This is a genomic window from uncultured Rhodospira sp. (genome assembly GCF_937138205.1).
GTDB lineage: Bacteria > Pseudomonadota > Alphaproteobacteria > Rhodospirillales > Rhodospirillaceae > Rhodospira.
In genome coordinates, this window is sequence record NZ_CAKZOT010000017.1 from 1 (window position 1) to 25,870 (window position 25,870).

23 protein-coding genes are annotated in these 25,870 nt (G+C 67.0%); 8 read left to right on the plus strand and 15 right to left on the minus strand.

Annotated features, from left to right (window positions below; genetic code table 11):
* Nucleotides 1–9: 9 nt before the first annotated feature.
* The gene (locus Q0309_RS02015; protein ID WP_299436916.1) at nt 10–1,458 is read right to left on the minus strand and encodes an IS1380 family transposase; all 1,449 of its coding nucleotides are present in this window, start codon (nt 1,456–1,458) and stop codon (nt 10–12) included.
* A gap of 138 nt (nt 1,459–1,596) precedes the next feature.
* Here Q0309_RS02015 and Q0309_RS02020 point away from each other — a divergent pair, with 138 nt between their 5' ends.
* Complete coding sequence (locus Q0309_RS02020) at nt 1,597–2,544, plus strand: hypothetical protein (RefSeq protein ID WP_299436919.1); 948 nt, start codon at nt 1,597–1,599, stop codon at nt 2,542–2,544.
* Between the two features lie 182 nt (nt 2,545–2,726).
* Here the strand turns inward: Q0309_RS02020 and Q0309_RS02025 are convergent, their stop codons facing one another.
* The 8 genes from Q0309_RS02025 to Q0309_RS02060 all read right to left on the minus strand — a co-directional run bounded on the left by Q0309_RS02025 (nt 2,727) and on the right by Q0309_RS02060 (nt 10,307).
* Nucleotides 2,727–2,909: a hypothetical protein gene (locus Q0309_RS02025; RefSeq protein WP_299436921.1), complete on the minus strand. Its 183-nt coding sequence runs from the start codon at nt 2,907–2,909 to the stop codon at nt 2,727–2,729.
* A gap of 375 nt (nt 2,910–3,284) precedes the next feature.
* Complete coding sequence (locus Q0309_RS02030) at nt 3,285–4,448, minus strand: Fic family protein (protein WP_299436923.1); 1,164 nt, start codon at nt 4,446–4,448, stop codon at nt 3,285–3,287.
* Nucleotides 4,449–4,875: 427 nt separating this feature from the next.
* The gene (locus tag Q0309_RS02035; RefSeq protein WP_299436926.1) at nt 4,876–5,085 is read right to left on the minus strand and encodes a hypothetical protein; all 210 of its coding nucleotides are present in this window, start codon (nt 5,083–5,085) and stop codon (nt 4,876–4,878) included.
* 23 nt (nt 5,086–5,108) lie between these two features.
* Nucleotides 5,109–6,407: a relaxase/mobilization nuclease domain-containing protein gene (locus Q0309_RS02040; protein WP_299436928.1), complete on the minus strand. Its 1,299-nt coding sequence runs from the start codon at nt 6,405–6,407 to the stop codon at nt 5,109–5,111.
* Nucleotides 6,404–6,808 (minus strand): hypothetical protein, encoded by a 405-nt coding sequence (locus tag Q0309_RS02045; protein ID WP_299436930.1) that lies wholly within the window; start codon nt 6,806–6,808, stop codon nt 6,404–6,406. Before Q0309_RS02045 ends, Q0309_RS02040 begins: the two co-directional genes overlap by 4 nt.
* Nucleotides 6,809–7,319: 511 nt before the next feature.
* Nucleotides 7,320–8,452 (minus strand): IS3 family transposase gene (locus tag Q0309_RS02050; protein WP_299436932.1). Its coding sequence is split into 2 segments (ribosomal slippage): nt 7,320–8,182 and nt 8,182–8,452, totalling 1,134 coding nucleotides; the frame shifts between segments, so codons are not numbered across the junction.
* Between the two features lie 34 nt (nt 8,453–8,486).
* A complete protein-coding gene (locus Q0309_RS02055; RefSeq protein WP_299436934.1) occupies nt 8,487–9,953 on the minus strand; it encodes a radical SAM protein in 1,467 nt (488 codons plus the stop codon).
* Between the two features lie 126 nt (nt 9,954–10,079).
* Nucleotides 10,080–10,307, minus strand: coding sequence for a hypothetical protein (locus tag Q0309_RS02060; RefSeq protein ID WP_299436937.1), 228 nt, complete (start codon nt 10,305–10,307; stop codon nt 10,080–10,082).
* Between the two features lie 1,019 nt (nt 10,308–11,326).
* Between Q0309_RS02060 and Q0309_RS02065 the strand changes: the two genes are divergently transcribed.
* From Q0309_RS02065 to Q0309_RS02085, 5 genes are all read left to right on the plus strand, one after another.
* Nucleotides 11,327–12,613 (plus strand): ABC transporter substrate-binding protein, encoded by a 1,287-nt coding sequence (locus Q0309_RS02065; RefSeq protein WP_299436939.1) that lies wholly within the window; start codon nt 11,327–11,329, stop codon nt 12,611–12,613.
* Nucleotides 12,614–12,666: 53 nt separating this feature from the next.
* Entirely contained in the window at nt 12,667–13,539 is an 873-nt protein-coding gene (locus Q0309_RS02070) for a sugar ABC transporter permease (RefSeq protein WP_366940544.1), read from the plus strand.
* Nucleotides 13,536–14,354 (plus strand): carbohydrate ABC transporter permease, encoded by an 819-nt coding sequence (locus tag Q0309_RS02075; RefSeq protein ID WP_299436941.1) that lies wholly within the window; start codon nt 13,536–13,538, stop codon nt 14,352–14,354. Before Q0309_RS02070 ends, Q0309_RS02075 begins: the two co-directional genes overlap by 4 nt.
* A gap of 10 nt (nt 14,355–14,364) precedes the next feature.
* Entirely contained in the window at nt 14,365–15,486 is a 1,122-nt protein-coding gene (locus Q0309_RS02080) for an ABC transporter ATP-binding protein (protein WP_299436943.1), read from the plus strand.
* Between the two features lie 73 nt (nt 15,487–15,559).
* Nucleotides 15,560–16,780, plus strand: coding sequence for an aminomethyltransferase family protein (locus Q0309_RS02085; protein ID WP_299436945.1), 1,221 nt, complete (start codon nt 15,560–15,562; stop codon nt 16,778–16,780).
* A gap of 151 nt (nt 16,781–16,931) precedes the next feature.
* On the opposite strand, the gene Q0309_RS02090 is transcribed toward Q0309_RS02085, so the two are convergent.
* The 6 genes from Q0309_RS02090 to Q0309_RS02115 all read right to left on the minus strand — a co-directional run bounded on the left by Q0309_RS02090 (nt 16,932) and on the right by Q0309_RS02115 (nt 23,867).
* Complete coding sequence (locus tag Q0309_RS02090; protein ID WP_299436947.1) at nt 16,932–17,207, minus strand: HNH endonuclease; 276 nt, start codon at nt 17,205–17,207, stop codon at nt 16,932–16,934.
* Nucleotides 17,208–17,259: 52 nt separating this feature from the next.
* The gene (locus tag Q0309_RS02095; RefSeq protein ID WP_299436949.1) at nt 17,260–19,635 is read right to left on the minus strand and encodes a cache domain-containing protein; all 2,376 of its coding nucleotides are present in this window, start codon (nt 19,633–19,635) and stop codon (nt 17,260–17,262) included.
* 331 nt (nt 19,636–19,966) lie between these two features.
* Entirely contained in the window at nt 19,967–20,689 is a 723-nt protein-coding gene (locus tag Q0309_RS02100; RefSeq protein ID WP_299436951.1) for an alpha/beta fold hydrolase, read from the minus strand.
* Between the two features lie 51 nt (nt 20,690–20,740).
* Complete coding sequence (locus Q0309_RS02105) at nt 20,741–21,244, minus strand: ferritin family protein (RefSeq protein WP_299436953.1); 504 nt, start codon at nt 21,242–21,244, stop codon at nt 20,741–20,743.
* A 40-nt stretch (nt 21,245–21,284) separates the two neighbouring features.
* A complete protein-coding gene (locus Q0309_RS02110; protein ID WP_299436955.1) occupies nt 21,285–22,109 on the minus strand; it encodes a 2-oxoacid:ferredoxin oxidoreductase subunit beta in 825 nt (274 codons plus the stop codon).
* Between the two features lie 39 nt (nt 22,110–22,148).
* Nucleotides 22,149–23,867 (minus strand): 2-oxoacid:acceptor oxidoreductase subunit alpha, encoded by a 1,719-nt coding sequence (locus tag Q0309_RS02115; RefSeq protein ID WP_299436957.1) that lies wholly within the window; start codon nt 23,865–23,867, stop codon nt 22,149–22,151.
* Nucleotides 23,868–24,234: 367 nt separating this feature from the next.
* Here Q0309_RS02115 and Q0309_RS02120 point away from each other — a divergent pair, with 367 nt between their 5' ends.
* A complete protein-coding gene (locus tag Q0309_RS02120; protein WP_299436959.1) occupies nt 24,235–24,483 on the plus strand; it encodes a YfhL family 4Fe-4S dicluster ferredoxin in 249 nt (82 codons plus the stop codon).
* Between the two features lie 123 nt (nt 24,484–24,606).
* Entirely contained in the window at nt 24,607–25,830 is a 1,224-nt protein-coding gene (locus Q0309_RS02125) for a deoxyguanosinetriphosphate triphosphohydrolase (protein WP_299436961.1), read from the plus strand.
* Nucleotides 25,831–25,870 lie beyond the last annotated feature (40 nt).

The window sequence follows — 25,870 nt, forward strand, 5'->3', positions numbered from 1 at the left end:
CAACAGAGCTTAATCTCCCAATCCGACTGTCTCAAAGTCGTTGACACGTTCCGATGCGGTGAAGAACATTCCCTGGGTGGGGCAGGCGTCGGGCATGGAAATCTTGATCCGCCGCACCGACGTGATGATCCGGGCGCCGATCTTGAGGAGCTTCTGGCGGATGGTGCCGGGCGCGGCCTTGGCCAGCTCGGTGCCCTTCAGGGCGCGCAGGCGCAGCTGGGTCATCAGCACATAGGCGAAGCCGGCCAGGATCAACCGGGTCTGGTTGGCCTTGAAGGCATGGGCGGAGGCGCGGTGGCCGAACAGGTCCAGCTGGCACTCCTTGATCCGGTTCTCCATGTCGCCGCGCGGGCAGTAGATGGCCTCGTAGATCACGCGCGACATCAGGTCGCGGGGCGGGGTCTGGTCGTTTTGTTCGTGGGCGTCCCGGGCCTCGCGCAGGGCCTCGGCCACCCGCGGGGAGTCCCAGTCCAGCGAGGTGACGAGGAAGCGGCAGCGCTGCTCACGTTCGGCGCGGTGCAGGACCTTGACGATCACATGGCGTGGCCGTGTCCAGCTCTTCGAGCGGGTCATATGGGTGAAATGGCCGAAGGCCAGGGCGGTCTGGCCGGTCGCCATGAAATCCACGGCGGCTCTGGAGCGGACCTTGCGGGCCTTGTGCAGCAGGACGTCGTTGCGGGCGAGGCCGAAGATGTAGTCGACGCCGTTGGCCTCGCACCACGTCATCAGGTTCGGGCGGGCGAACCCGGAATCGCCGCGCACCAGGATCTGGACCGTGGGCCAGACCTTCCGGATCCGGCCGACGATGCGTTTGATCGCCGCCTTCGCGCCCTTGGCGCCGTCGACGTTGCCGTGGCGCAGCTTGGCCAACAGGAGATGCGGGCCGCAGTAAATATACAGCGGCAGGAAGCAGCGGTGTTCGTAGTAGCCGTTGAAAAAGCCGCCGATCTGATGGCCGTGGGTCTCCACGTCGGTGGCGTCGAGGTCCAGGGTGATCCGCTCGGGTGGGGTATCGTGACTCTCGGTGAACAGGTCGACGTACAGGTCCTGGAGCCGGTTCGGCTGGGCGGTGATCTTGTGATAGCGCCGGTCGCTGTCCTCGAAGCTCCGCTCGACGCGTCCCAGGGTGGAACTTCCGGCCAGGGCAGCCGGCTTGTCGCGCCCGGAGGAGTTCGCCTCGCCCAGGAGCTTCAGCAGGGGATCGTGGCGCAGGCTGTCGTGATCGGTGAGGTCCTCGTACCCCAGCGCGATGCCGGTCACACGTTGAGCCAGCAGGTCGGCCAGCGGATGGCGGACCCGACCCGGGTCCCGGCGGTCCTCGAAACAGGCGGCCATGCGGGGGAACAGATCCAGGCGCGTCGCGGCCTCCCGCAACAGCAGGCCGCTGGCGTCCGAGGTGATCTCGCCGCCGTCGAAGGCGGCGATGACCGACCGCTTGCCGAACGCGGAAAAGAGCATGGGGTTATCCGTCTATCTATTTGACTCTCAACGATATTATAGAGAGCCAAGGGGGCTTGGGCGAGGAAAAAAGGGGGGCCCGGGCGACGCTGTTTTGCTATGCTCTCCGGTGTGGTCCAACCAGAGGAGAGCGTGCGCGTGCCCGTCAGCAAGCATCGCCGCAAGGACGGCAGCAAGGCCCCAAAGCCGGTCAAACGGAAGAGCCGGAAAGGGGATGCGCCCATGGCCGGCCTTCCCGACGACCTGCCCCCGCGGGTGGTCATGGAAAAGATGATGGCCACCCTGCAGAGGAGCCTGCTGGCCGACGATCTCCTGGGCGAGGCGGAGGCCGATCCGCTCCACGCGGCGCAGGACATCATGTACGACGCCTGGGAGGGCGCGACGAAACGGGACCGGATCGCCCTGGCCAAACAGGCGCTCGGGATCTCGGAGCTGTGCGCCGATGCCTGGCTGCTGCTGGCCGAGGATGAGGCAAAGGGCATCATCGAAAAGCGCGCGGTTCTTGAAAAGGCCGTGGCCGCCGGGGAGCAGGCCGTGCGGCGGACCCTGGGGGAGGAGGCGTTCGAGGAGGAGGAGGGGAACTTCTGGGGGATCCTGGAAACGCGCCCCTACATGCGCGCCCGGGCGGCCCTGGCGGACTGTCTCTGGGAGATGGGCGACCGCGACGAGGCCGTCGCCCACTGGCGCGACATACTGCGGCTGTGCCCGAACGACAACATGGGCATCCGCCATGTGCTGGCGCCGAAACTGCTGCACCTGAACCTGTTCGAGGCCACCCGCGCGTTGCTTGATGACTACGAGGAGCCGGACTTCGCCGAGTGGAGCTACACGGATGCCCTGCTGAAATACAAACAGGGCGGGGCCACGTCGGGGGCGACCAAGGCCCTGGCCGCGGCCATCAAGAAAAACCCCCATGTGCCGGCCTACCTGCTCGGCGAGAAACATCTGCCGAAACAGCCGCCGCCCCACTACGCCCTGGGATCGAAAGAAGAGGCCATCCTCTACGTCCTCTCCAGCGGGGAGACATGGACCTCGACCAAGGGCGCACTGACCTGGCTGAGCGAAACCGCCAAAAACACCCTGTAAAAAATCAGCCGCTCAAAATCCGCGATACCTCCCTGTTATCGCTCACAAAACCCTGATCCACCCACAACCCGGTGACGGATCCAGGACCAAGGCCCACAGAGGACTTTCACCTCCAAGGTTCGTGCCATGCCTGGCACACCAGGAGGCGGGCGCGGCTGACGCCGTGCCCGCCGGGCCGGGGCCTACGGCCCCGGAGACCGGGACGCCAGGAACCGCTCGATGTTTTCGAGCGAGGCCAGAGCCGTCCGGCGTTCGGGCGTGCCCGGCGCGCTGCGCACCAGATCGTTGAAGATCCGTGTATAGAGCCCTTGCACCTCGTCGGTCCGAAGGGTCGCCAGCGTCGCGGGCGTGATGAGGATCGCCATGATGTCCTCCCTTCTGTTCGCGAGGCCCCGACCACCGGAGCCTTTCAGGCATCCCCACAGCATCATTGCCGGATGAAAGGCGTCCGATGGTCGGGGCGGAATTCGCGACAGAAGTGCGGGAGGACAATGGCGATGCGCAGCCGCGCCGCCCGGAGCGGCCCGAACCGACGACAAAAAGGAAAAACGAAAAAGATCAAAAACGATAAAGGGCTAAGGGCCTGCGGCCCTCGCGCGCGCAAGGCATCCAAACGCCTTGGTCTTAAATGGAGTGTCAGAAGGCGTTCGGAGCCTCCTTGCGCTTGCTACCCCGCCTCTTCGCCAGAGGGGCAGGGGTTGATGTCTCAACCCCTTTTTTAAAAAGGGAATAAAGGAAATTCAGTCGCGCTTTTCCGGGAACAGGCCGGGCATCCACCGATGGGCCAGCTTGGCCGGGAACGCGATGCGCAGCGGCGCGCGCGAGGTCTCCGCGCTCAGGACGCCGTGTTCGGTGAGTGCGGCGGTGACCCGCCGGGCCTGACGCGCACCCGTGCCCAGGATACGCGGGACTTCCGCACGGGCCAGTTCCCCCCGGTACAACACGGCATAGAGGATCGTATCGGCATGGGCGGGCAGCGTGCCGGCGCGGATTTCCTCTTCCGCCCACAGGCCGATCCGGTCGCGCAGCCGTTCGGGCTGCATCAGGCTTTCCATGAAATCGACCTGGTCGAGACAGACCCGGAGGAAGAAGTCCGTGAAGTCGGCCAGCGCTTCCTCGCTCAAATGCCCGCGCCCGTCCAGATCGTTGCGCCGGGGCATGTCGCAGGCGGCCAGATGGCGCTTGTAGTCCGCCTCGTTGCGCGCCAGACCCCGTGCGACGGACCACAACCCGCCCGTATCCAGCGCTTCCCGCAAGACCGCATAGGACATGAGCCGCGCCACGCGGCCGTTGCCGTCCATGAAAGGGTGAATCCAGAGCAGCCGGTGATGCGCGCTTGCGGCGGCGAGAATCTTGTCCGTGCGGCCAAGCATGCGGTGCGCCTGTTCGAAGCGCTCCAGAAAGCGCGGCACGGCGCCGGGGCTGACCGCGACATGCCGGCCCACCTGTATATCGCGGGTGCGCAGCTCTCCCGGAACGACCGGCGCCTTGTTCCGCCCATCCGGATCAACCACCCACAACAGGGCTTCGGGGAGCCGTTCACAGAACCGGGCATGCACGTCCCGGATGCCCTCACCGGTCAGGGCGCGGCCGTCCAGGCCGCCCTCGTCGATCCAGCGCTGGACCGCGATATGGGCTTCGGCTTCCAGTTGGAGGTTGCGCTTTTCCGGGTCGGCGCTGTAATCGCCTCGCAAGGCGCGCTCGATATCGACCGGGTGCGTATCGTGCCCTTCGATCAGGTTGCTGTAATAGCAGTTCATCGCGCGGACCAGATCGGCCAGCGCCGTGACGATCCCGGGCGGCAGGCTCCGGCGCAGGCCCGTGGACCGGGTCGCAAGATCAAGCGCCAAGTCTCCGATTTCACCCCGGCGCCGGGCGCTCTCGGACAGCACCAGCGGCTCCATGAGCCCCGTGCTCTCCCCGCGATCCGCCGGCCCGACCGGTTCTTTGTCCGCTTCGATGTCCGGTTTGTTGTGGTCCATAGTCTATGTATATCATAGAACTAGGATGTCCGCCAGCGTCCGGACGGGTCCGCCTATGTCCGCTTTTGAGGCCGCTTAAACTGTTGTGAAATTGGTGACTTTTCATGGCTCAGAACCATGGAAATCGGGCGCTTTCAAAACAAGGTGGTGTCTTTCCCGCCATCATATTCCTTTGTTCGCGCCAATAGGGGCCATTCCTCCGTCCCGGCCATGAGGCCCGGAGTTCCGCCGCGCGCAGGGGCGGTCAAGGATGGCCGGCAGGCCAGCCCGCGCGGGCGCGGGCCTTGTCCTTGACGGCCCCGAGCACGGCGGTCCGGTGCCTTTCAGGCCGGGACCGGGCGGGGCGAGTCTAAAACGGAATATCATCCTCCGGATCGTACATGGATTGCCGGTGCAAGGCGATTTCAAAGTCAATACCTTCATTAAGCGCCTGGAGAAGCGCGGCGTTCATTCGCTCTTCTTCCGTTGTCAGGCTGTTTCCGTTGGGATCCTCCGTGGCTTCGCGGAAGGCGGCATAGCGCTCTTCGGAGAGCGCGATTTCAATTGTGAAACGGTGCATGACGTTGACCTTTCCTGTGGCGTTCAAAGGTCGAGCGTTCGCTCGTCGGCCTGTTGTGGTGTCCGATCGCGCGCCGGGGCGCGGGTTGGAGTGGGTTCTTGCCGGTCCTGTCCGGTTCCCATGTGCTGGTAGTGCGCGACGTCGCGGTGCAGGCGCTCCAGATCGCGGACGTGGTCGCGGCGGACCCTGGCGATGTCCTGCTGGAGGCCCGCGCGTTCCCCCTGCTGCTGGTCGATGAGATCCTGGCGCTGGTCGCGGTCACGCTGCATGGCCCTGTAGGTTTCGGCTTCGTTGAGCCGGCGCACTCGCGCGTACTCGCTCGTAACGCGGTGCCAGATCCCCTTGAAACCACGCGGCAGGCGCGCGGCTCGGGCGGCCGTCTCCCGTTGCCAGCGTTCGGCCTGGCCCTCATCGAGCCGGCGGCGTTCCTGCCGGTGTCGCTGGACCATCTCGGCCTTCCGGAAGGCGAGTTCCGCCGAACGCTTCGTCATCGCCTTTTCCGCGTCGGCGATGAAGGTTCGCAGGCTGGTCGCCATCTGTTCCGCGATCCGTGCGCGCACGTCCGCGATCGGCGGCAGATCCCTGCCGTCGCCCAGGCGCGCCTTGACGTCCCTCGTTTTCACGCCCGCGTACCGGGCCAGGGCGTAGGCTTCGCCCCGAAAGTCCACCGCGACCACGCCGCGCCGGTCCCCGCGCGCCAGAGTGTATCCCCGCGCCTTCAAGGCTTCCGAGAGGGCCGGGCCATCGCGCGTGGCAGCCCAGCATTCGGCGAACATCGCCTTGAGCGCGCGCGGGTCCGTTCCCGCACGGCGGGTCTGTTGCCATTCCGCCCGGGTGAAGTTGAACGGGTCGCGCTCCTTGCTGTCCATCAGGCCGCGCGGGAGTGTCCAGCCCTGTTCCAGAAACAGCGCCTTTGAGATGTCGCGCATCTTGCGCTTAGTGTGCGGCAGGTTGATTGCCGTCATGGTCTCGGTGTCGATCCGCGACCAGACGCAATGCGCGTGGCGCCGGCCTTCCTTTTCGTGGAAGACCAGGGCGCGGGGTTGCCCCTCCAATCCCAGCTTTGCTTCGAGACGGGCAACGGCGTCCTCGAACACCTCGACCGGCACCCGCTCGTTCGGCGGCGGATTGAGGGAGACGGAAAACAGGGGTTGCCTGCACCGCGTGCCCCGCGCGACGGCCTCGAACTCCCGAAACGCGCCGGTCAGATCATCCGCCATGAAGCCGCGCAGCTCATGCACCTCGACATGTTCGTTTTCGGCTTTTAGCAGATGCGCGGCCAGTTGGCGGGCGCCGCCCCGCTGATTGCCCTTGAGGATCATGGCGCCGGCTCCCCGGGTCCGGCATCCCCGTGCAGGCCGAGGGCGATGAGCAACGTGTCACGGATCTCGCGGACATCCGTGCAGGCGTCGGCGAGGGCTTGTTCCGTCTCCGCCGTCACGGGGAGCGAGCCCGAGTTCGAAGCGCGGGCAAGCTGGTTCAGGTTGCTGGCCAGGTGGGAGCGGCCGAGTTCACCCAGCAAACGGGCGAGCACCGCGTGATCCTTCACCGGGCGCTTGCCCCGCGTCCGGCGCGGGGGCACCGTGCCGTCGAACAGGCGTTCCCGGATGAACGCACCGAGCGGCATATCCCCCGCCTCGCGTTCCAGCCGTGAGCGTTCCTCGAACGTCAGCCGCAGCGAGAAGGGGGGCGGGTATCTGTACCGTTTGTGTTCGCCTGCCATCGTGCCGTCCCCGGACGGCCACCACGCGCAGAACCTCTCTTATTTGTTGTGCTATTTGAGAGCCTTACCTTGTCCTGCCACTCGGCGACAACGTCCGTTGCGCAAGAGAGCAGGACAAGTCGGTTGCGCACTCCCGCAACCAACTTGTCCTGCGGAACAAGGACAAGTTCATCGCGTATCCCCGCAACCACAAAAAAGCCCGTTGTCTCAATGAGATGGCGGGCTTTTTTAATGCGCCCAAAACCACCCAAATCCCCGCTCAGCTACGAAATAGCTACCAAACGACATCAAATGTGCGGACCACTCAGGCGTGCCAGGACGTAGCCTGAAAATCGGAGCGACCGATGATCCCCGGATGGACTCCCTGCCTATCCGAGTGAGGTGGTCGGAGTCGTCGAGACAGCGTTTGGCGGATTTTAAGTGGACCCCTTGCCGTGGGTAAACCGCCCCTGGGGCCCCTTCCGGTCGGGCTCCGCCCTCCCTGCAGGGGCCCCAGGGGCGGCGGTGATGGTCATGCGGCCATGGCCTCCGGGATCGTCGCCCCATAGGCCGCGTCCGGCGTCCGGCCGCCCAGGGAAGAGTGCGGCCGGCGGCTGTTGTAGAAGTCCAGATAGTGGCCGAGCGACGCCCTGGCCTCCGGAACATTATCGTAAGCCTTCATGTAGACCTCCTCATACTTGATGGTTCGCCACAGGCGCTCGACGAAGACATTGTCCCGCCAGGCGCCCTTGCCATCCATGCTGATCTCGATCCGGTGCGCCAGCAGCACCCCAATGAAGGCCTCGGACGTGAACTGGCTGCCCTGGTCGGTATTGAAAATCAACGGCTTGCCGAAGCGCGCCAGGGCCTCTTCGAGCACCTCGATGCAGAAGTCCGCCGTCAGGGTGATGGACAGCCGCCAGGCCAGAACGCGGCGGGTCGCCCAGTCCAGAACCACAGCCAGATAAACAAAGCCCCTGGCCATCCGAATATAGGTGATGTCCATCGCCCAGACCTCGTTGGGTCGTGTGATCGGTCGGTTGCGCAGCAGGTACGGAAAGACCATGTGCCCCGGCGCCGGCTTCGACGTGTTCGGCCGGCGATAGATCGCCTCGATCCCCATCCGACGCATCAGCGTCCTGACCTTGTCACGCCCGACCACGAAGCCGTCCTCGTGCAGCATGTCCCGCAGCATCCGGCTGCCGGCGAAGGGATGCTCCAGGTGCAGCGCGTCAATCCGGTGCATCAGCGCCAAGTCTGCGTCCGACACCGGACGGGGCCGGTAGTACAGGCCGCTCCGGCTGACCCCCAGCATCTCGGCCTGGCGCTTCAGGGGCAGCGCGTGCGCCCAGTCCATCATCGCTTTGCGCTCGGCACACCGGCCTTGCCGAGCGCATCCGACAAAAAATCCCGTTCCAACGTCAACTGGCCGATCTTCGCGTGCAGCTCCTTGATGTCCACGGCCGGGGTGTTGTCGTTCGGCGCCGGGTCGCCGAACACCCCCGTCGCGCCCTCCAGAAGCTGGGCCCGCCATGCCGTGATCTGGTTCGGGTGGACGTCGAACTGCTGCGCCAGCTCGGCCAGCGTCTTCTCGCCCTTGATGGCCGCAAGGGCCACCTTCGCCTTGAAAGCCGGAGCGTGATTCCGGCGCGGTCGTCTCACCATAACATGTCCTCCTGTCTCGGCATCGTCGCCGATATCAGGAAGGAGATCCACTTACCGCCCTGTCCAAATTTCCCCGACCGGCTCTCATCGCGCTGGTTGGATGCCCGGTGGCGAGGGCATCGGCGGCACTGAGTTCCTGGACGATCACGTTGTGCTCGCGATACTGGGTGTAGGCTCCCTTGAACACCCGATAGAGGTTCCTGTATTCGTGGCGGAATGCGTCGGCCTTCAGACGGGTTTCCGTGACCGCGTTCTGGCAGTCGAATAGATCCCAGTTGGGCCGCCCGTCCTCCCCTCTGTATATAACGCAGTCATCGGTCAGGAGTTCCGTACCCGGCAGCGGGGTCAGGACCGTGAAGCTCGGGTAGTCGATTCGATTGTGCTCGATGAAACGAACTAGCGCCTTGAAGTCCGACTTTGTATAGTCGGTGTTGACAACGAACTGGGCGAAGATCTCGATGTCCAGCTCGCGGGCCATCGCCAGCCCTTGTTCCACCTGGGCGATGTCGCAATTCTTGCGGTATTCGTTCAGATCCTTGGCCGATATCGCGTCGATTCCGACGAACAGCCGGCGTAGCCCAATGTCGCGCCAAGCCGCGATGGCCTCGCGGTTACGCAGGAGCGTGTCGATGCGGCAGTAGGTGAAATAGGACTTGCGAATGCCGGCGCGCTGGATCGCCTCGGCCAAGGCAATCATGCGTTTGCCGTTGATGAAGGCCTCGTCGTCGACGAGGAAGACGTTGTCCTCCTCAAGGCTCGCCAGCTCTTCGACGACCGCGTCGGTGTCTTGGATGTAGTAGTGGCCGTCCATCGCCCGCCAGATCGAGCAGAAGGTGCAGCGATAGGGGCAGCCGCTTGTGGTGCGCATCAGGGCGATCGGCTTCATCGCGTCAATGAAGTAGCGATGCCGGTCGGCGGCCGTCAGGGTGCGATCCGGCCGAGGCAACTGGCGAAACGCCTGTTCGCCAACCTTGTTGCGGCCGAACCCATCGAAGGGCGCCCAAAGGCGGTCCGTCGCGCCGTCAGCCGATCCGTCAGCGCCCTCCTCCCGTTGGTACAGGCCGGGGGCGGGATCCGGCACCGCGTTGCCCCGGTCAAGGGCATCGGCAACCGACGTGATCAGGGTGGTGCCTTCGCCGCTGACCACGTAGTCAATGGTCGGCGTGAAGAAGTCCTCGGGTAGAAAGGTCGCGTGATGCCCCCCCACGATGGTGCGCACGGCGGGGTGCAGGCGCTTCACCTCGGCGGCAATCTCGCGCGCGCGCCTGACATGCATACTGAATGCAGTGACACCCACAAGGTGCGGATCGAATGCCGCGACCGTCTCTGTCAGCGAGTCAGGGTGCAGGCGAAGGTCGAGGATGTGGGCCTCATGCCCGGCCTGTCCGAGGGCGGCGGCCAGGTATTCCAAAGCCAGGGGCTCGGCGATGGCCCCGAGGTCGCCCCAGCCCAACACTTCGTTGCGGGAATTCGGCCAGATCAGAAGGACACGGACGCCCATGCAGGCCTCACAACAGGAAAATTGGCCAAGCCGCCATGGCTGGCCGTTCGCCGGGCGGAGACGAGACCGGCCGCACGGCAGAACAGTCGCCAGGCGACCTGGCCTGGTTCGTTGGATAGGGAGGGGTCAGGCGGCCGCGCAGCAGCAGGGCGTACAGCAGCAGCACGAGACGGCCGCCACCGGAGAGGCGCCCGCGTCATACCCCGACCCGAAGGCCACCCGGACTGACTGGATGTCGGCCACGGTCAACCCCGCCGCCTTTCGCGTGACACGGCCGTCGGCCATGGCCTGCAGGTCTCCCTTGGTCAGGTTGCGGGCCGCCGGCGTCAGGGAACTCACCGCAGCGCGGGTCAAACCCATGTCGGTGATTGGGGTGTCGGGCGGCAGTCGGAGTCCCACTGGGTCGATGACTTCAAGTGCGCGCCGGTCAGCCAGTTTAAGGTCAAGCGCCCCTTCGGGTACGGTGAGTTGGCGAGGAATATTGAGCCGCGTTCGCAGCTCTGGGCCCTCAGGCCCGATGGGACCGGGCGTTCCCGGTTGGCCCGGCATGTCGGGCCTGATGGGTTCGGTGATCTGGGCTCGCGCGGCGCCGGCGACGGTGGTCGCGGCCAGGGTGCCAAATCCAAGCGTGCGCAGAGCCTGGCGGCGGGTGGGAGGGATCTGGTTATGTCTATGGCTCCAATCCGCTGCTGGGTTGATCTGGGGAGGCGCGGCTCGTGCGACGGCGGTTCGTGACGGCCACAAAACAAACTGTGTTTCTTTAGTTAAACCCTGTCAACTGGCAACTCGTTCCCGAAAAAAGAAGATACATCTGATTATGATAGATTTCGGATGGGTGCAATTTGCGTAAGGGATATTGACAGGTGGATCTGGCTTGGCCCGGAGATAATTTATCATTTCAGTCGAACGACTTGCTCGATGACCGCAAGTGCGGCGTGGGTTTTTATGGGCGCGGCGTCGGCGCCAGTTCAGAATGCTTAGTCGGTGTCCGAAGTGTGCGGTGGCACCAGGCGCTGGCGCCGATCGGCGTGCGTGCCCCTGTCGATCAGCGGCATGGTTGGGCAGGCGATTCTGTTCGCGAACGATCAGGCCGCCCCGGACACCCCTTGCCCGCACCCGCTTCGATTCCCCATCCCGGCGTCGCGGGCGGACCTGCCGGGGATTGGGCCCGTTTGGGCGGCTCCATCCGGTCGCGGTGAAGGCTCCGGCGCCAGCGTCGACTGTTTTCGCTCGGCACCCCGCGACAAAGCGATGCGGGCGACGAGAGAAAAAAAACGGCCGTGCGCCGTGTGCGTGGCCTTGTCCGGGTTGTCGGCCTATCATCGTGACCGCGTGCCTGCGGGTTGCGCCAACGATGGAAAGGGGAGGGACCCATGTCCGTGATAGCATTTGCTCGGGTCGGCCGGGTGCTGCTGGCCGGCGCTTTGACACTCCTGACCGGACTGGCAGCTGCGCCCGTCCATGCCGAGACGTTGCGCATCGCCTGTAGCGCGCTCGGCGAGCAACGCACTCTGTGCGAGGACGGCGCTCGCGCCTGGGCCGAGCAGAGCGGCCACACTGTCGAACTGGTGGCCATCCCCAACTCGGCCACGGAGCGCCTGGGGCTGTACCAACAGCTTCTGTCGGCCGGCGCCGACGACATCGACGTGCTGCAGATTGATGTGGTCTGGCCGGGCCTGCTGGCCGAGCACTTGGTGGACCTCGGTCCCGCGCTGGGCGCCGAGGCCCAGGATCACCTGCCCGTTCTGATCGAGAACAACACACTCGACGGCCGGCTGGTGGCCATGCCCTGGTTCATCGACGCCGGGATGCTGTACTACCGCGCCGACCTGCTGGAGACACACGGCCGTGCCGTGCCCACCACCTGGGCCGAGCTGACCGAGACCGCCACCGCCATCCAGGACGCCGAGCGGGCGGAGGGGACGAACGACCTGTGGGGCTACGTCTGGCAGGGCCGCGCCTACGAGGGCCTGACGTGCAACGCGCTGGAATGGGTCGCCAGCCACGGCGGCGGCACCATCGTGGCGCCGGACGGGACGATCACCCTCGACACGCCGGACGCCGCCACCGCGCTCGACCGCGCCGCCGGGTGGGTCGGCACCATCTCGCCGCCGGGCGTTCTGAACTATGCCGAGGAGGAGGCGCGGGGGCTGTTCCAGTCGGGGCAGGCCGTGTTCATGCGCAACTGGCCCTATGCCTGGGCGCTGGCGCAGGCTGAGGGCAGCCCGGTCAAGGGCAAGGTGGGCGTGACGGCGCTGCCGGCCGGACCCGAAGGCGCGCCGGCGGCCACGCTGGGCGGGGCGCAACTGGCCGTCTCGAAACACTCTGGGCACATCGACGCGGCCATTGATCTGGTGCGTCACCTGACCAGCGCCGCCGAGCAGAAACGCCGGGCCATCGCCGGATCGTTCAATCCGTCTCGCCCAGCGCTGTACGAGGATCCAGAGGTGCTGGAGGCGGTGCCGTTCCTGGCCGACATGCGCGAGGTTCTGGATGCCGCCGTGGCGCGGCCGTCGACGGTCACCGGCGCGCGCTACAATCAGGTCAGCACGGCCTTCTTCAACGGCGTGCACGAGGTCCTGAGCGGCCGCATGGATGGCGGCGCGGGCGTGACGGCCATCACCGCCCGCCTGCAGCGGATCAAGCGCGGCGGGTGGTGAGGCGGGCCACAGCGACACCCCTTGCCCGCCGCCGGGTGCGGGAGGCCTGGGCGTTGATTGCGCCCATGGCCCTGGTGCTGCTGTGCGTGGCGGCGTGGCCGCTGGGGCGGACGATCTGGCTGGGATTCACGGACGCCTCTCTGGCCGGCGCTGGCGACGCGGCGTTCATCGGCTGGGAGAACTACTACGCCGTCTTTGGCGGACAGGCGTTCGGCGTGCTCGCCGATCCGCAATGGTGGCGGTCGGTCGGCAACACGCTGGTCTTCACGGTCGCCTCGGTGAGCCTGGAAACGGTGCTGGGCGTTCTGGTGGCGCTAGTGCTGCATCAACGGTTCCCCGGCCGCGCCTGGGTGCGGGCGGCGGTGCTGGTGCCGTGGGCCATTCCCACCGTGGTCTCGGCCAAGATGTGGGCCTGGATGCTCAACGACCAGTTCGGGGTGGTGAACGCGGCCCTGGAAGGAATGGGCCTGATCGACGCGCCGCTGGCCTGGACCGCCGATCCGCTGTTGTCGATGGTCGCGGTGATCGGCGTGGACGTCTGGAAGACGACGCCGTTCATGGCGCTGCTGGTGCTGGCGGCGCTGGAGATGCTGCCGCGCGACATCTACGAGGCGGCGCGCGTGGACGGCATCCATCCGGTTCGCGTGTTCTTCCGCGTGACGCTGCCGCTGATCCGTCCGGCGCTGGTGGTGGCCATCGTCTTTCGCACGCTGGATGCCCTGCGGGTGTTTGATCTCGTGTACGTGCTGACCGCCAACAGCCCGGCGACCATGACCATGTCGGTTTATGCCCGGCGCGAGTTGATTGACTTCCAGTCCGCCGGCACCGGCTCGGCGGCGGCGACGCTGGTGTTCCTGATCATCGCCCTGGCGGCGGCGCTGATCCTGACCGCCGGGCGCCTGCGCGGGCGAGAGGCTGGGCCATGATCGCGCGCATCGCCTTCGCGCTGGCCGTGGTGTTGATCGTGGCGGTGTCCATCGGGCCGCTGGGGTACGCGGTGGTGACGAGCCTGGAGACGGGCAGCGCCCTATTCACCCCCGGCCTGTGGCCCGATGCACCCACCGTGGCCAACTACGCCGCCGTGTTCGCCGAGCAGCCGTTCGCGCGCAACATCCTGAACTCGATCCTGGTGGCCGGGGGCGTGGTGGTGCTGTCGTTGGCCCTGGCGGTGACGGCCGCGTATGCCTTGGCACGGGTCGAGTTCCGGGGGCGCGGGCTGTTGTTGGGGACCGTGCTGTCGGTGTCCATGTTCCCGCAGGTGGCCGTGCTGTCGGGCATGTTCCTGCTGATCCGCTCGCTCGGCCTGTACAACAGCCTGCCCGGCCTGGGGCTGAGCTATCTGATGCTGACCCTGCCGTTCACGGTGTGGATGCTGACCACCTTCGTGCGCCAGATCCCCAAGGACCTGGAGGAAGCGGCGATCATGGACGGCGCCGGCCCGCTGACCATCATCGGCCGGGTGTTCCTGCCGGTGTTGTGGCCGGCGCTGGTGAGCACCGGGCTGCTGGCCTTCATCGTCGCCTGGAACGAGTTCCTGTTCGCGCTCACCTTCACCCTGACGGCCGAGACGCGCACCGTGCCGGTGGCCATTGCCCTGATCTCCGGGGCCAGCGCCCACGAACTGCCGTGGGGGCGCATCATGGCGGCCTCGGTCATCGTCACCGTGCCGATGGTGGTTCTGGTGCTGGTGTTCCAGCGCTGGATCGTCTCCGGCCTGACCGCCGGCGCGGTGAAGGGATAGGGGAGGACGGATGGCGGGGGTCGAGATCGACGGACTGGTCAAGCGTTTCGGCGCGGTCACCGCGCTGGACGGAGTGACTCTGTCGCTGCCGGACGGGGCCTACGCGGTGATCGTCGGCCGATCCGGCTGTGGCAAGTCGACCCTGCTGCGCCTGCTGGCTGGGCTGGAGGACGCCACGGCGGGCACGATCCACATCGGCGGCACGGACGTGACCGGCCTGCCGCCCAAACGGCGCGACGTCGCCATGGTGTTCCAGTCCTATGCCCTCTATCCGCACATGACGGTGTTCGAGAACATGGCGTTCGGCCTGCGCCTGCGCGACGGCCGCCGCGACAAGGCCACCATCACCGCCCGCGTGCGCGAGGCCGCCTGCATGTTGCACCTGGAGGACCTGCTCGATCGCCGCCCGGCGGCGCTGTCGGGCGGGCAGCGACAGCGGGTGGCCATCGGCCGCGCCGTGGTGCGTGATCCGGCGGTGCTGCTGCTGGACGAGCCGTTGTCCAATCTGGACGCCGGCCTGCGGCTGTCGGTGCGGCGCGAACTGGCGGCGCTGCACCGCCGCCTGGGGACGACCATGGTGCACGTCACCCACGACCAGACCGAGGCCATGACCCTGGCCGATGTCATGGTGCTGATGGAGGCCGGCCGTGTGGTGCAGGCCGGGCCACCGTTGGATCTTTACACGCGGCCGGCCACGCCCTTTGTCGCCCGCTTTCTGGGAACGCCGCCCATGAACCTGCTGCCGGCCGTGGTGGCGGAGGACGGAACGGCGGTGCCGTTGGGAGGCGGCGGGCGGATTCCGCTGCCGGCGGTGACGCTGGCGCCGGGCTCGGCGGTCGAGGTCGGCGTGCGCCCGGAGGCGATGACGGCGTGTCCGCCCGAGGCCGGGCATCTCGCCGGAACCGTGCAATTGGTCGAGCACCTAGGGGAGTCTGTGCTATGGCATGTGGACGTGGGCCTCGCCGAACCGGTGGTGGCCCGGCTCGGCCCCGACGCCACCATTCGGGCGGGAGACAGGACCGGCCTTGCCTGGGCCGCCGACGCCACGCACGTGTTCCAGGACGGATCCCGGCTGGCGGACGCGGACCTGCCGGGCCGCTCTGCCCAGGTGTGCCCTTCGTGTGGGCATTGACGGTCCAGCGCCCCCGGGGGTTACGATCGCCGCGTCTTGTCCCTTTCTCTCACACGAACAATCGGATGCACCCATGTCAGATGGCCAGCACCCCGTTCACTTCGCTGTCTTGCCGGTGCCGGCCGAAAACGGGGGCAACCCAACCGAATTCGCGCGAGCCCTGGCGCCGCACCCGCTCGTCTACCAGGAGCTTCCCTACGATCCACGATATACGATCTACAATCGGCGCCTGACCGCCATGAGCATGACCAGCGGGTCGGCTGAGGAGGCGTATTGGAAGCTACGCTGTCAGGTCATCCTGCGTCACACGGGCGAATTGCCCATCGAGGTTCGCGGGCCGGACGCGGAAAGACTGCTGACCCTGGTGTTCACCCGCGACATCGCCAAGGTCCGGGTTGGCCGGTGCAGCTATCAGATCGCCTGCTCCGACGACGGCGGCATGATCATGGACGGCGTTCTTGTTCGCCTGGCCGAGGATCGATTCTGGTACGGGCAGGCTGATGGTGACCTGTCGCAATGGCTGAAGGCGAACGCGCGCGGCATGGACGTCGCGGTCACCGACCCGGACGTCTGGATCAGTCAGGTCCAGGGTCCGGATTCGCTGAGGGTCCTGGAGGCCTCGGTGGACGGCCCCTATCCCGACCCCTTCCGCTACTTCGATGCCGTCCGGGTTCGGATCGCCGGGCAGGAGGTCGTCATCACCCGGACCGGCTTCACGAACGAACTTGGGTGGGAGGTCTATCTTCCGCCCGACGTCGATGTGCGGGCCGTGGGCGAGCGTATCCTCGACGCCGGCAAGCCGTTTGGGATGACCCCCGTGGCGGTGGGCGGTGCGCGCCGGATCGAGGCGGGACTGCTCAACGCCGGCTCCGACTTCGACGAAACGGTGACGCCGTTCGCGGCCGGCCTCGGTGCCATGGTGGACCTGGAAAAGCCGGAGTTCATCGGCAAGGCGGCCTTGCTCCACGCCGATACACGGTCGCGCACCTGGGGGTTGCGCGTGCCGGACGGTGTCGCACGGCTCGGTAGGGCGCTGAGCCAGGATGGAACGCCGGTGGGCCGCGTCTGCTCGACGGCCTGGTCCCCCTTTCAGCAGTGCGGTGTGGCGATCGCGCGCTTGGACGATCCAGCGTTGGGGCCGGGAACGGCGCTCGACGTAGAATGCAGCGATGGCCACATTCGACCCGGCGATCTCTGCCAATTGCCGATGTATGATCAGGACCGGCTTATCCCACGGGGCAAACGGGTCGATATTCCGGACCGTCCCCGGGCGGAACGAATGGGCGTGCCCTGAAGGACGCGGTGCTGACCCCGCCACCGTTTCGTCGCTGTGATCACGATACCGGCGCGGAGTGTTCAACTGCCGGTGTGGGCGACGGCGGCGTGTCGCCATTCCAGCCCAAGAACCGGATACCCCGTCGACGCAACGATGTTGCGGGGCACGGTCACCGCGTGTTGCGACGGGCCTTGCGGCCATACCGGCCCGGGGCTTCCGTGCGGGCCACGAACGCGGGCGGTTGTTTCCTGACCCAGGCCAGGAACCGAGCCATGTCGGGGTGGGCGCGCAAGGCCTCGGGCGTGTTCATCTCGCGGGCGAGGGTGGCGTGATCGAACAGTCGGTGGATCATGCGGTGACAGACGCGGTGGAGCAGCGCCGACTCCCGCCCGCCGAGCGTGCGGGGGACCCAGTGATGCCGCTCCACGCTGGGACCGGCGACCATGGGCCGCCCGCACAAGGGGCACAGGCCGGCGGGGTCACCACCGGGGCCTTGCTCAGGGCCGCGTCGCTGCATGGCCATCCGCATGGCCGTCCGCCCTATGCATCCGCTCCACCTCCTCGACGGCCCGGGACAGGTCCGTCAGTCTGTCGACCACGTCGTGGCTGACCTCGCTCAGGGCCTCCAGGTCGGTGAAGGCCGCATCCAACTGGCCGGCCGCCGCCTTGCGCACGGCCTCCTTGCCGAGCCGGTGGACCTCGGCGTGCGGTCCATCCAGGGTGCGGAAGGCGGGATGGTTGCGCAGGGTAGGGTCCTTGACCGACTGATACCACTTGCCCAGGCGGCACATCGTATGGTCGGGTATCTCGTGTTCCTTCCACGCGGCGCGTCCGAGCACCGCGTCCACGACGCGCTTCTTGAAGGCCACGTGATCGTTCTTGGCCACCTCGACCAGAACAAGCGATGATTGTTCCTGCGCCAGCAAGCCGACCTGCTTGTTCAGCATTTCGGTGGCGGAATCCATGGACTTCAGCGCGTCATTGACCTTCTTCGTGTTCTCCTGGGACAGGTCGGCGATGGCGCCAATGCCTTGGGAGACCTCGTTGGCGGCCTGCGTCTGTTGCGTCAGGATGGCGGCAATGTCGCGCATCTTGGCGGTGACATTGTTGACGCTGCCGGCGATGGTTTCGAGCTGCGAGCCGAGATCCGTCACCGCGCCCCGCCCGTGGTCGACGGCCTCGGCGCCTCTTTCCATGGCCTCGATGATGGTCGCCATTTCGTCGCGCAGGGTTGTGATTCGCCCACGGATGTCCTCGGTCGCGCGCGCGGTCTGGTTGGCCAGTGACTTGACCTCGTTGGCCACGACCGCGAAGCCCTTGCCCGCGTCTCCGGCGCGCGCGGCTTCGATGGTCGCGTTCAGGGCCAGCAGGTTGGTCTGCTCCGCGATGTCCTCGATCTGTTGCACGATCTCGCCGATCTGCGTCGAGGCCTCGGCCAGGGTGTCGACGCGGTCGGCCGCGCTGCGCACGGCCTGGTGAATGCCCTCCATGGTCTCAACCGCCTTGCCGGAGCTGGACACACCGTCGCCGGCGGCCCCACGCGCGCCCTCGGCGTCATGCGCGGCGTCATCGGACGAGGACGAGATCTCGCGGATGGAGGTCACCATCTCCTCGACCGATGAGGCCATTGTCTGGGATTCCAGGCTGGCCGCGTTCACGTCCCGGACGATATACGCCAGGGTGACGATCGCCTCGTTGGCCTCGATGGCGGCGGCGACCACCCCGCTCAGGTTGTCGCGGGTCTGCTGGTCGAGGGCCTTGCGCTCGGCCTGCATCTCCTCCAGGCGCGCGGTATGTTCCTGGTCGAGCCGGTCGATCTCCTCGGCCTTGTCGCGGAAGTCGCGGAGCGTTCCAAGCATCCGCTGGCATTCGCTGCGTCCGCGTGGTTCCGGGATGGCGACGGCGTAGTCGCGGGCCGCGAGCCGTGTCAGGGCGTGGGTGACGATCCGGATCGGACCCGCGATGCCGCGCGCGATCACGAAGCCGAGAATCAGGGCGACCACGGCGACGGCCAGCGTGCCGAACACGGCCAGCCAGCGGGCATTGGTCATGCGCTCATGGTAGGGCGTCGCATCCAGGGAAATGGTCGCCACGCCGATGTTGCGGCCGGCGTAGTCCTGCACCGGATGTGCCGCCACCGTCAGGTTCACGTCTCCGTCCTTGACCTCCTGACGCACGGTTTGCCCGCCAAGGGCCGCGTCGAGCTGCTCGCGGCTCAAGTGCTCGGTGCCCTCATGCGTGGTGGCGAACACGTCATAGCCGCCGGTTTCGCGCGTCAGGTACAGCGCCACGCCGACGCCGTAGTCCTCGGCGAACCGGTTGAAGAAGGTCTCATCGAACGACAGGCCGAATTCGACCGTGCCGATATGGGTGCCGTCATGGGAAACGGGGGTCACGCCTCGCAGCCCCAGGCCGGCCACGCCCCGTTCCAGGCCCTGAATGGACTGGCGGGACTGGTTGCTCTCGACCACGGTCTGGCGGAAGCTTGACAGGTCGTCGCCGTACGTCTCGGGCTTGTGGATGCGAACGAACGATGTGGCGGGGGGCGTGTGGAACTGGAACTGGCGCACGGCGAAGCGATCCTGCATATGCTGGAACGCCGGCCTGTACATCGACAGCAGGGCCTCGCGGTCACCGGCGGCAAACGCGGTCGCGGCCGCATGGTTGTGGGCCACCAGCGAGGCAAGGGAGAGCGCCTTGTCGCCCTCTTTCCCAAGATCGTTCTGGAACTTTCCAATCAGATCGGCCAGTTGCCGGTTTTCGGCGGCGATGGTCAGGCGATCCATGTGGATCGTCAGCAGGATCGCCATCGCCACGGCCGCCAAGACCGAAAGGCCGCCGAGGGCGATAAGCAGGCGCGCTTGGATGGACATCGTCAGGACTCTCCATCTTGGGTCCGCGGCACGCCTCGCGCCAATGGCCTCCCAACAGGCCGGCTGGCCGACGCGCGGCTCTATGCCCGGGTGCTCTCTGTGTGCGTGATAATGACTTTTCCGAGATCCGCTCCGTTTCTTGCCCGTCTACGCAGTCCGTGGCCGCGCGAGTCACGGCCCTGACGCCTGTTTTCGGATCTGTAGCCGGCGAACACGAGACTTGGCCCGTGTGCCTTGCGGGCACGGCCGATGAACCCAGGGTAGACGTTACCCTGGCAAATTTGTGGAAATAAATGGTTTACGTCGGGTCCGACAGCGCGGGGTCGGCGCCTCAGCCGATGGTGCCGGCGGGCCAGACGCGCTCAAGGGCGGCGACGGCGAGAGTCAACCCTTCCGGATCGATCGCGTGTCCCAGGCCGGGGCGGCCGTGGGTCTCGACCGGCACGTCGGCCGTGCGCAGGGCGGTTTCCGCGTGGGCCAGGGCGGCGAAGGGCACGACAGGGTCGTCCTCGCCGTGGATCAGGGTGACCGGCGGCCGGACCTTGATGTCGTCCGGCAGGATCCCGGCCCCCGTCAGGGCACCGGAGAAGCCGATCAGGGCCGCCACCGGTGCCCGGCGCCGCAGGCCGACATGCAACGCCATCATGGCGCCTTGCGAAAAACCGATCACCGCCAGCTGGTCGTGTTCCAAGCCGTGCCTGTCCAGCAAGGCGTCGAGATAGTCATTCAGGCCCGGCACCGCGCCCTGGGCGCCGGCGGCCATCGTCTCCAGCGCGGGCGCCAGATTGGCGGCGTCGCGCCGCCACATATCGGGGTCGTACTGGGTGAAGCTGAACCACTGGCGGCCGAAGGGCATGACCTCGCACGGTTCGGGCGCGTGCGGGGCGAAGAAGGCGGCGTCGGGAAAGCGCTCCGCCAGCGCCGGCGCCAGGGCGATCAGGTCATTGCCGTCGGCGCCGTAGCCATGCAGCAGGACAACGATCCGCGCGGGTTGGCCACCGGCGGCGGGCGGGACGGACGGGCCGTCGAGCGGGGGCGTGACGGTCGCGGACATGAACGGAACCTCGCGCAGTCTGGGGGGCGGCCGGGTGTGGGCGCGGCCAGCCTAATCGACCGCGATCGGCGGGTCCATGTCCTCGTCCCAGTCGACCGGCGGGGCCGGGTACTTGGCCAGCATGGCCTCCAGCATGGCCACGTGCTCGGCCTCCTCCTCGGCGAACTCGGCCGCCAGTTCGCGGATGCGGGCGTTGTCGTGCCCATTGGCCAGGCCGGCGTAATAGACCTGGGCGCGCTTTTCGCTGTCCAGCGCCATGGCCAGCGCGTGGTGTGGCGTCATCAGGTAGTGGGTGGCGTCCTGGTCCGGGGTTTCCGGGGGTTCCGCGTCGGGCCACTTGAACTCCCACGGTTTCAGGTCCGGGAGCGTCAGCCCTTCACCCAGCTTGCGGGCCTCGGCCAGATGCAGGCGCGAGTAATGCGCCATCTTCAGGAACAGGTCCTTGACCTCGTGGTTGTTGTGCACGTCGAGTGCGTCGGCCATGTCATCGAAGCGCACGGCCGAGTCCTCTTCCAGCGCGATGGCGTGCGCGATGAACTCTTCGACGGTTTCCATCGGCGTCTCCCGGTTTCGCGAGCGGTCTTGGCCGCGGCTGTCAGATGGCGAACTGATCGCCGAGGACCGAGACCGGTTCGACGGGTTTGGGGCGCGTCTGGAACGGCGGCGTCTGGCTCTTGTACAGAATACCCGTGGTGAACCCGTCGTCGTCCAGCAGCCGCAGGAACGCCTCGCGGCGGTCGGTGTAGGGCTCCGTGAAGTCGGCGTGGACGAACTCGCGCCAGCCCTTCTGCTCGGGCCGATAGGTCACGCAGGGGCTGAGCACGTGAATGAACGAGAAGCCTTCATGCGCGATGCCGGCGCAGATCTGGCGGGTCACCTCCAGCGGGTCGCCCGAAAAGGCGCGGGAGATGAACGTCGCCCCGGCCGACAGGGCCATCTCCAGCGGCCGGAACGGGGACAGCCCGGGTCCCTCCGGCGTCAGCTTGGAGCCGGTCCAGTCCGCCTCGGTGGTGGGCGAGGCCTGGCCCTTGGTCATGCCGTAAACGCTGTTGTCCATGATGATATAGGTCATGTCGACGTTGCGCCGGCAGGCGTGGACGAAGTGGTTGCCGCCGATCGAGAACCCGTCGCCGTCGCCGCCGGCGGCCAGCACCGTCAACTCGGGCCGCGCCAGCTTCAGGCCGCTGGCCACCGGCAGGGCGCGGCCGTGCACGGCGTGGAACCCGTAGAGCGACGTATAGGCCGGCAGCCGCGACGAGCAGCCGATGCCGGAGACCAGGGCCACATTGCGTTGCTCCAGGCCGAGTTCGGCCAGCGCGCGGGTGATGGCCGCGAGGACCGAGAAATCACCACAGCCCGGGCACCAGACCGGTTTCAGCTCCGACTTGTAATCCTGGGGTTTAGAGGCCACCGCATCCATGGGGCGCGTTCCCTTCCTGACGTGTCTTGGTGTAACGGCTCACTGACCGAGAATCCGTTGCAGGATCTCGCGCGGACGCAGTGTGAACGGCCCGGGCCTGTGGTACGTCTCCACCTTGCCGGGCAAATCCATGTGAGCGCGCAGGTGACGGAAATACTGGCCGCCGTGATTCTGCTCGACGACCAGGACGCGGGAGACGCCGTCCAGCGCCGCCGTCAGCCGGGCGACGGGAACCGGCGCGATCAGGCGCGCGGCCACCAGGCGAACCTTGAAGCCCTGGGTGCGGGCGCGCTGCACGGCCTCGCGCGCCGGTTCGGCCGACGAGCCCCAGGTGACGACGGCGATATCGGCGTCGTCGTCCCCCTCGACCACGCCCCAGTGATCGCCGTAGTCGAACCCCTCGACCTTGCGCCGGCGCTTGTCGAGTTGCTCCTGGTGGTGCTCGATCTGGGTGGAGGGGTGGCCGGTTTCGTTGTGTTCGAGGCCGTCGGCCGTGTACATGCCGCCCTCCTGCCCCGGCAGTGCCATGGGCGAGAGGCCGTCGGCCGTGATGGCATAGCGCCGGTAAGGCGCCTCGATGCGCTCCGGCACCAGCCGCTTGCCGACAAAGGCGAGGTCGGCGGGCTTGTCGATGATGGCGCGCGACTGGCCGATGACCTGGTCCGACAGCACGATCACCGCCGTCTGCATGGCCTCGGCCAGATGCACGCTCCACTGCGTCGTGAACAGGCAGTCGCCGATGGACAGTGGCGCGGTGACGACGTGCGGGGCGTCCCCGTGCAGGCCGTTGACGGCGATGTTCAGGTCGACCTGCTCCGACTTGGTGGGGATGCCGGTGGAGGGGCCGCCGCGCTGGACGTTGATGACCACCACGGGGGTTTCGGAGGCCACGGCGAGGCCCAGGCTCTCGGTCATCAGCGCCAGGCCGGGACCCGACGTGGCGGTCACCGAGGGAACCCCGCCGAAGCTGGAGCCGATGATCATGTTGATCGAGGCCAGTTCGTCCTCGCACTGGACCAGACTGCCGCCGACGCGCGGCAGGTTGGGGGCCAGCCATTCCAGGATGTCGGTGGCCGGCGTGATCGGATAGGCGGCGCAGAACCGCACACCGCCCTGGATGGCGCCCAGGCCGGCGGCGTCGTTGCCGGTGATGGACCAGCGGTCGCCGGTGCGCGGTTGCGGTTCGGCGAGCGGATCAAGGCCGGTGATGCCGGCGGCGGCCTCGGCGCCGGCATCCAGGCCGGCCTTGCTGGCGGCCAGCGCCTGTTCGCCCTTGCCGGTCAGCTGCTTGGCGACGCGGTCCAGCAGGTGAGCGTGATCCAGGCCGATCAGTTCGGCGATCAGACCCAGGCCGATCATGTTGACGCGGCCGCCGGGAATGGTCTTGGCCAGGTCGTGCAGGGGGATATTGACGATCCGGTGGTGGTCCTGATCCATCACCGCCGGGACCTGGCCGTGGTGCGGATCGGCGATGACGATGCCGCCCGGAACCAGGGGCAACTCCTTGATGAAGCGGTCGATGTTGCCCCAGTCGAAGGCCAGCAGGATGTCGTGGCCATCGTCCAGACCCTGCACGGGACGGTTCGACAACCGGATCATGGCGGCGGACTCGCCGCCCCGGATCTGGGGGCCGAGGGTGCGGCCCATGAGGCCGTAGTACCCAGCCTGGGCCGCCGCATCCAGCAGCATCTGGCCAGCCGTCATCACGCCGGCGCCGCCGCTGCCGGTCAGGGCAATTGATACCGTTGAGCGAATCATTTAATCTGTCCTACTTTAAAGAGCAGGGCCGATAGGCCAGCCTGGACCCAGCCCGGACATTAGAGTGCCGCGCATCCCGCGACCATGGTCTCTCACGCGTTTGCATATAGCGTCATTTAAGTGTCGCGTTCAACGCCTTCGGCGGCGACACTCGGTGCGTTGACACGGATCAATGCGAGTCCGCGCGTTCGCCTCTATCGAGAGGGCCGACGCACCGGTTCCCGTTCCGCCGTCGCAATTTTCCGCGGCGCGTGAGCGGACGGTTGATGTTGCTCCCGCGTTTTGGCACGATCACCATCGTGGGAGAGTTGGCTGCCTTCCAAGGGCGGCGCCCATCTTCGATACCTCTGAGTGGGACACCCCATCCATGGCCCTCAAGATCATTGACACCTGTATCAACTGCGACGCTTGCCCGGCCGAATGCCCGAACGACGCCATCGCCATGGGCAGCATGATTTACGAGATCGACCCCGCGCGCTGCACGGAATGCGTCGGGCACTACGACGAGCCGCAATGCGTGACCGTTTGCCCGGTCGAGTGCATCGTCAAGGACCCGGCGCACGAGGAAAGCCAGGAAGAGCTTCAGGCCAAGTTCGAACGCCTGCAGGCCGCCTGAGCCGGACGCGTCCGCTCCGGCCCGAAAGGGAGGGGCGGGCACCCCCGGTGCCCCGTGAGTGGCCCCGCGATTGACCCCGTGATTGAGATTGCCTCCCGGGCGGCCGGTGGGTAGGGTCGCGCCATGACGCCGCCCGACACCGACGCCGTTTCGGCACCCCGTCCGTCGCACGGGGTGGCCGCCTATGCCACCGATCCGGCCCGGACGCGCGGGCGCCTGTATCCGGAGGCGGAGTCGGCCACGCGGAGCGTGTTCCAGCGCGACCGCGACCGCATCATTCACAGCGGCGCCTTCCGCCGGCTCCAGTACAAGACCCAGGTCTTCGTCTATCACGAGGGCGAGAACTACCGCACCCGGCTGACGCACAGCCTGGAGGTGGCGCAGATCGCGCGGTCGATCGCCCGGGTCCTCGGCCTCAACGAAGACCTCGCGGAGGCGCTGGCGCTCGCCCACGACCTCGGCCATACGTGCTTCGGCCATGCCGGCGAGACGGCGCTGAAGGAGTGTATGCGCGATCATCAGGGGTTCGATCACAACGCCCAGGGCTTGCGCATCGTCACCAAGCTGGAACACCGCTATGCCGCGTTCGATGGCCTCAACTTGACCTGGGAAAGCCTGGAAGGGCTGGTCAAGCACAACGGTCCCTTGCTTGGCCCGAACGCGATCGACCCTGGACCCTTGCCGCTGGCGATCCAGGAATACGCCGAGACGCACGACCTGGAACTCGACACCTTCGCCGGCCCGGAGGCGCAGGTGGCGGCGCTGTCCGACGACATCGCCTACAACGCGCATGATATCGACGACGGACTGCGCGCCGGGTTGTTCTCGGAGGACGACCTGCGCGACGTGCCGCTGGTGGGGCCGGTGTTCCGCGAGGTGGCGGATACCCACCCGGGTCTGGAGCGCAGCCGGCTGATTCACGAGTCGGTGCGGCGCCTGATCACCGCGATGATCAACGACCTGTGCGCGGAAACGACGCGGCGGGCGGCCGAGGAGCGGCCGACCTGCGTCGCGGACGTGCGCGCCCTGGGCCGGCCCCTGGTGGCCTTTTCCGAGGCCATGCGCGCCCACGATCGCGCCTTTAAGGACTTCCTGTTCCCCAACATGTACCGCCATCATCGGGTCAACCGCATGACCAGCAAGGCACGGCGGGTGGTGCGCGACCTGTTCGACCTGCTCCTGTCGGAGCCGGCGCTTCTGCCCGACGACTGGGCGCGGCGCGCGCTTGCCGCCGACCAGGACATGACGCGGCGCGCGCGGGTGGTCGCGGACTACATTGCCGGCATGACCGATCGCTTCGCCCTTGACGAACACGCCCGGCTGTTCGATCCCGTCACCAAACCCTGACCCTTTCTGGGGGCGAAAGCCTCCCCGCCAGAACCGGACC

Coding starts and splice junctions, on each gene's coding strand:
- Q0309_RS02015 (WP_299436916.1), bottom strand. CDS start 1,458: ATGCTCTTTTCCGCGTTCGGCAAGCGGTCGGTCATCGCCGCCTTCGAC.
- Q0309_RS02025 (WP_299436921.1), bottom strand. CDS start 2,909: ATGGCGATCCTCATCACGCCCGCGACGCTGGCGACCCTTCGGACCGAC.
- Q0309_RS02030 (WP_299436923.1), bottom strand. CDS start 4,448: ATGGAGCCGCTGGTGCTGTCCGAGAGCGCCCGGCGCCGGGGTGAAATC.
- Q0309_RS02035 (WP_299436926.1), bottom strand. CDS start 5,085: ATGCACCGTTTCACAATTGAAATCGCGCTCTCCGAAGAGCGCTATGCC.
- Q0309_RS02040 (WP_299436928.1), bottom strand. CDS start 6,407: ATGATCCTCAAGGGCAATCAGCGGGGCGGCGCCCGCCAACTGGCCGCG.
- Q0309_RS02045 (WP_299436930.1), bottom strand. CDS start 6,808: ATGGCAGGCGAACACAAACGGTACAGATACCCGCCCCCCTTCTCGCTG.
- Q0309_RS02055 (WP_299436934.1), bottom strand. CDS start 9,953: ATGGGCGTCCGTGTCCTTCTGATCTGGCCGAATTCCCGCAACGAAGTG.
- Q0309_RS02065 (WP_299436939.1), top strand. CDS start 11,327: ATGTCCGTGATAGCATTTGCTCGGGTCGGCCGGGTGCTGCTGGCCGGC.
- Q0309_RS02075 (WP_299436941.1), top strand. CDS start 13,536: ATGATCGCGCGCATCGCCTTCGCGCTGGCCGTGGTGTTGATCGTGGCG.
- Q0309_RS02080 (WP_299436943.1), top strand. CDS start 14,365: ATGGCGGGGGTCGAGATCGACGGACTGGTCAAGCGTTTCGGCGCGGTC.
- Q0309_RS02085 (WP_299436945.1), top strand. CDS start 15,560: ATGTCAGATGGCCAGCACCCCGTTCACTTCGCTGTCTTGCCGGTGCCG.
- Q0309_RS02090 (WP_299436947.1), bottom strand. CDS start 17,207: ATGGTCGCCGGTCCCAGCGTGGAGCGGCATCACTGGGTCCCCCGCACG.
- Q0309_RS02095 (WP_299436949.1), bottom strand. CDS start 19,635: ATGTCCATCCAAGCGCGCCTGCTTATCGCCCTCGGCGGCCTTTCGGTC.
- Q0309_RS02100 (WP_299436951.1), bottom strand. CDS start 20,689: ATGTCCGCGACCGTCACGCCCCCGCTCGACGGCCCGTCCGTCCCGCCC.
- Q0309_RS02105 (WP_299436953.1), bottom strand. CDS start 21,244: ATGGAAACCGTCGAAGAGTTCATCGCGCACGCCATCGCGCTGGAAGAG.
- Q0309_RS02110 (WP_299436955.1), bottom strand. CDS start 22,109: ATGGATGCGGTGGCCTCTAAACCCCAGGATTACAAGTCGGAGCTGAAA.
- Q0309_RS02115 (WP_299436957.1), bottom strand. CDS start 23,867: ATGATTCGCTCAACGGTATCAATTGCCCTGACCGGCAGCGGCGGCGCC.
- Q0309_RS02120 (WP_299436959.1), top strand. CDS start 24,235: ATGGCCCTCAAGATCATTGACACCTGTATCAACTGCGACGCTTGCCCG.
- Q0309_RS02125 (WP_299436961.1), top strand. CDS start 24,607: ATGACGCCGCCCGACACCGACGCCGTTTCGGCACCCCGTCCGTCGCAC.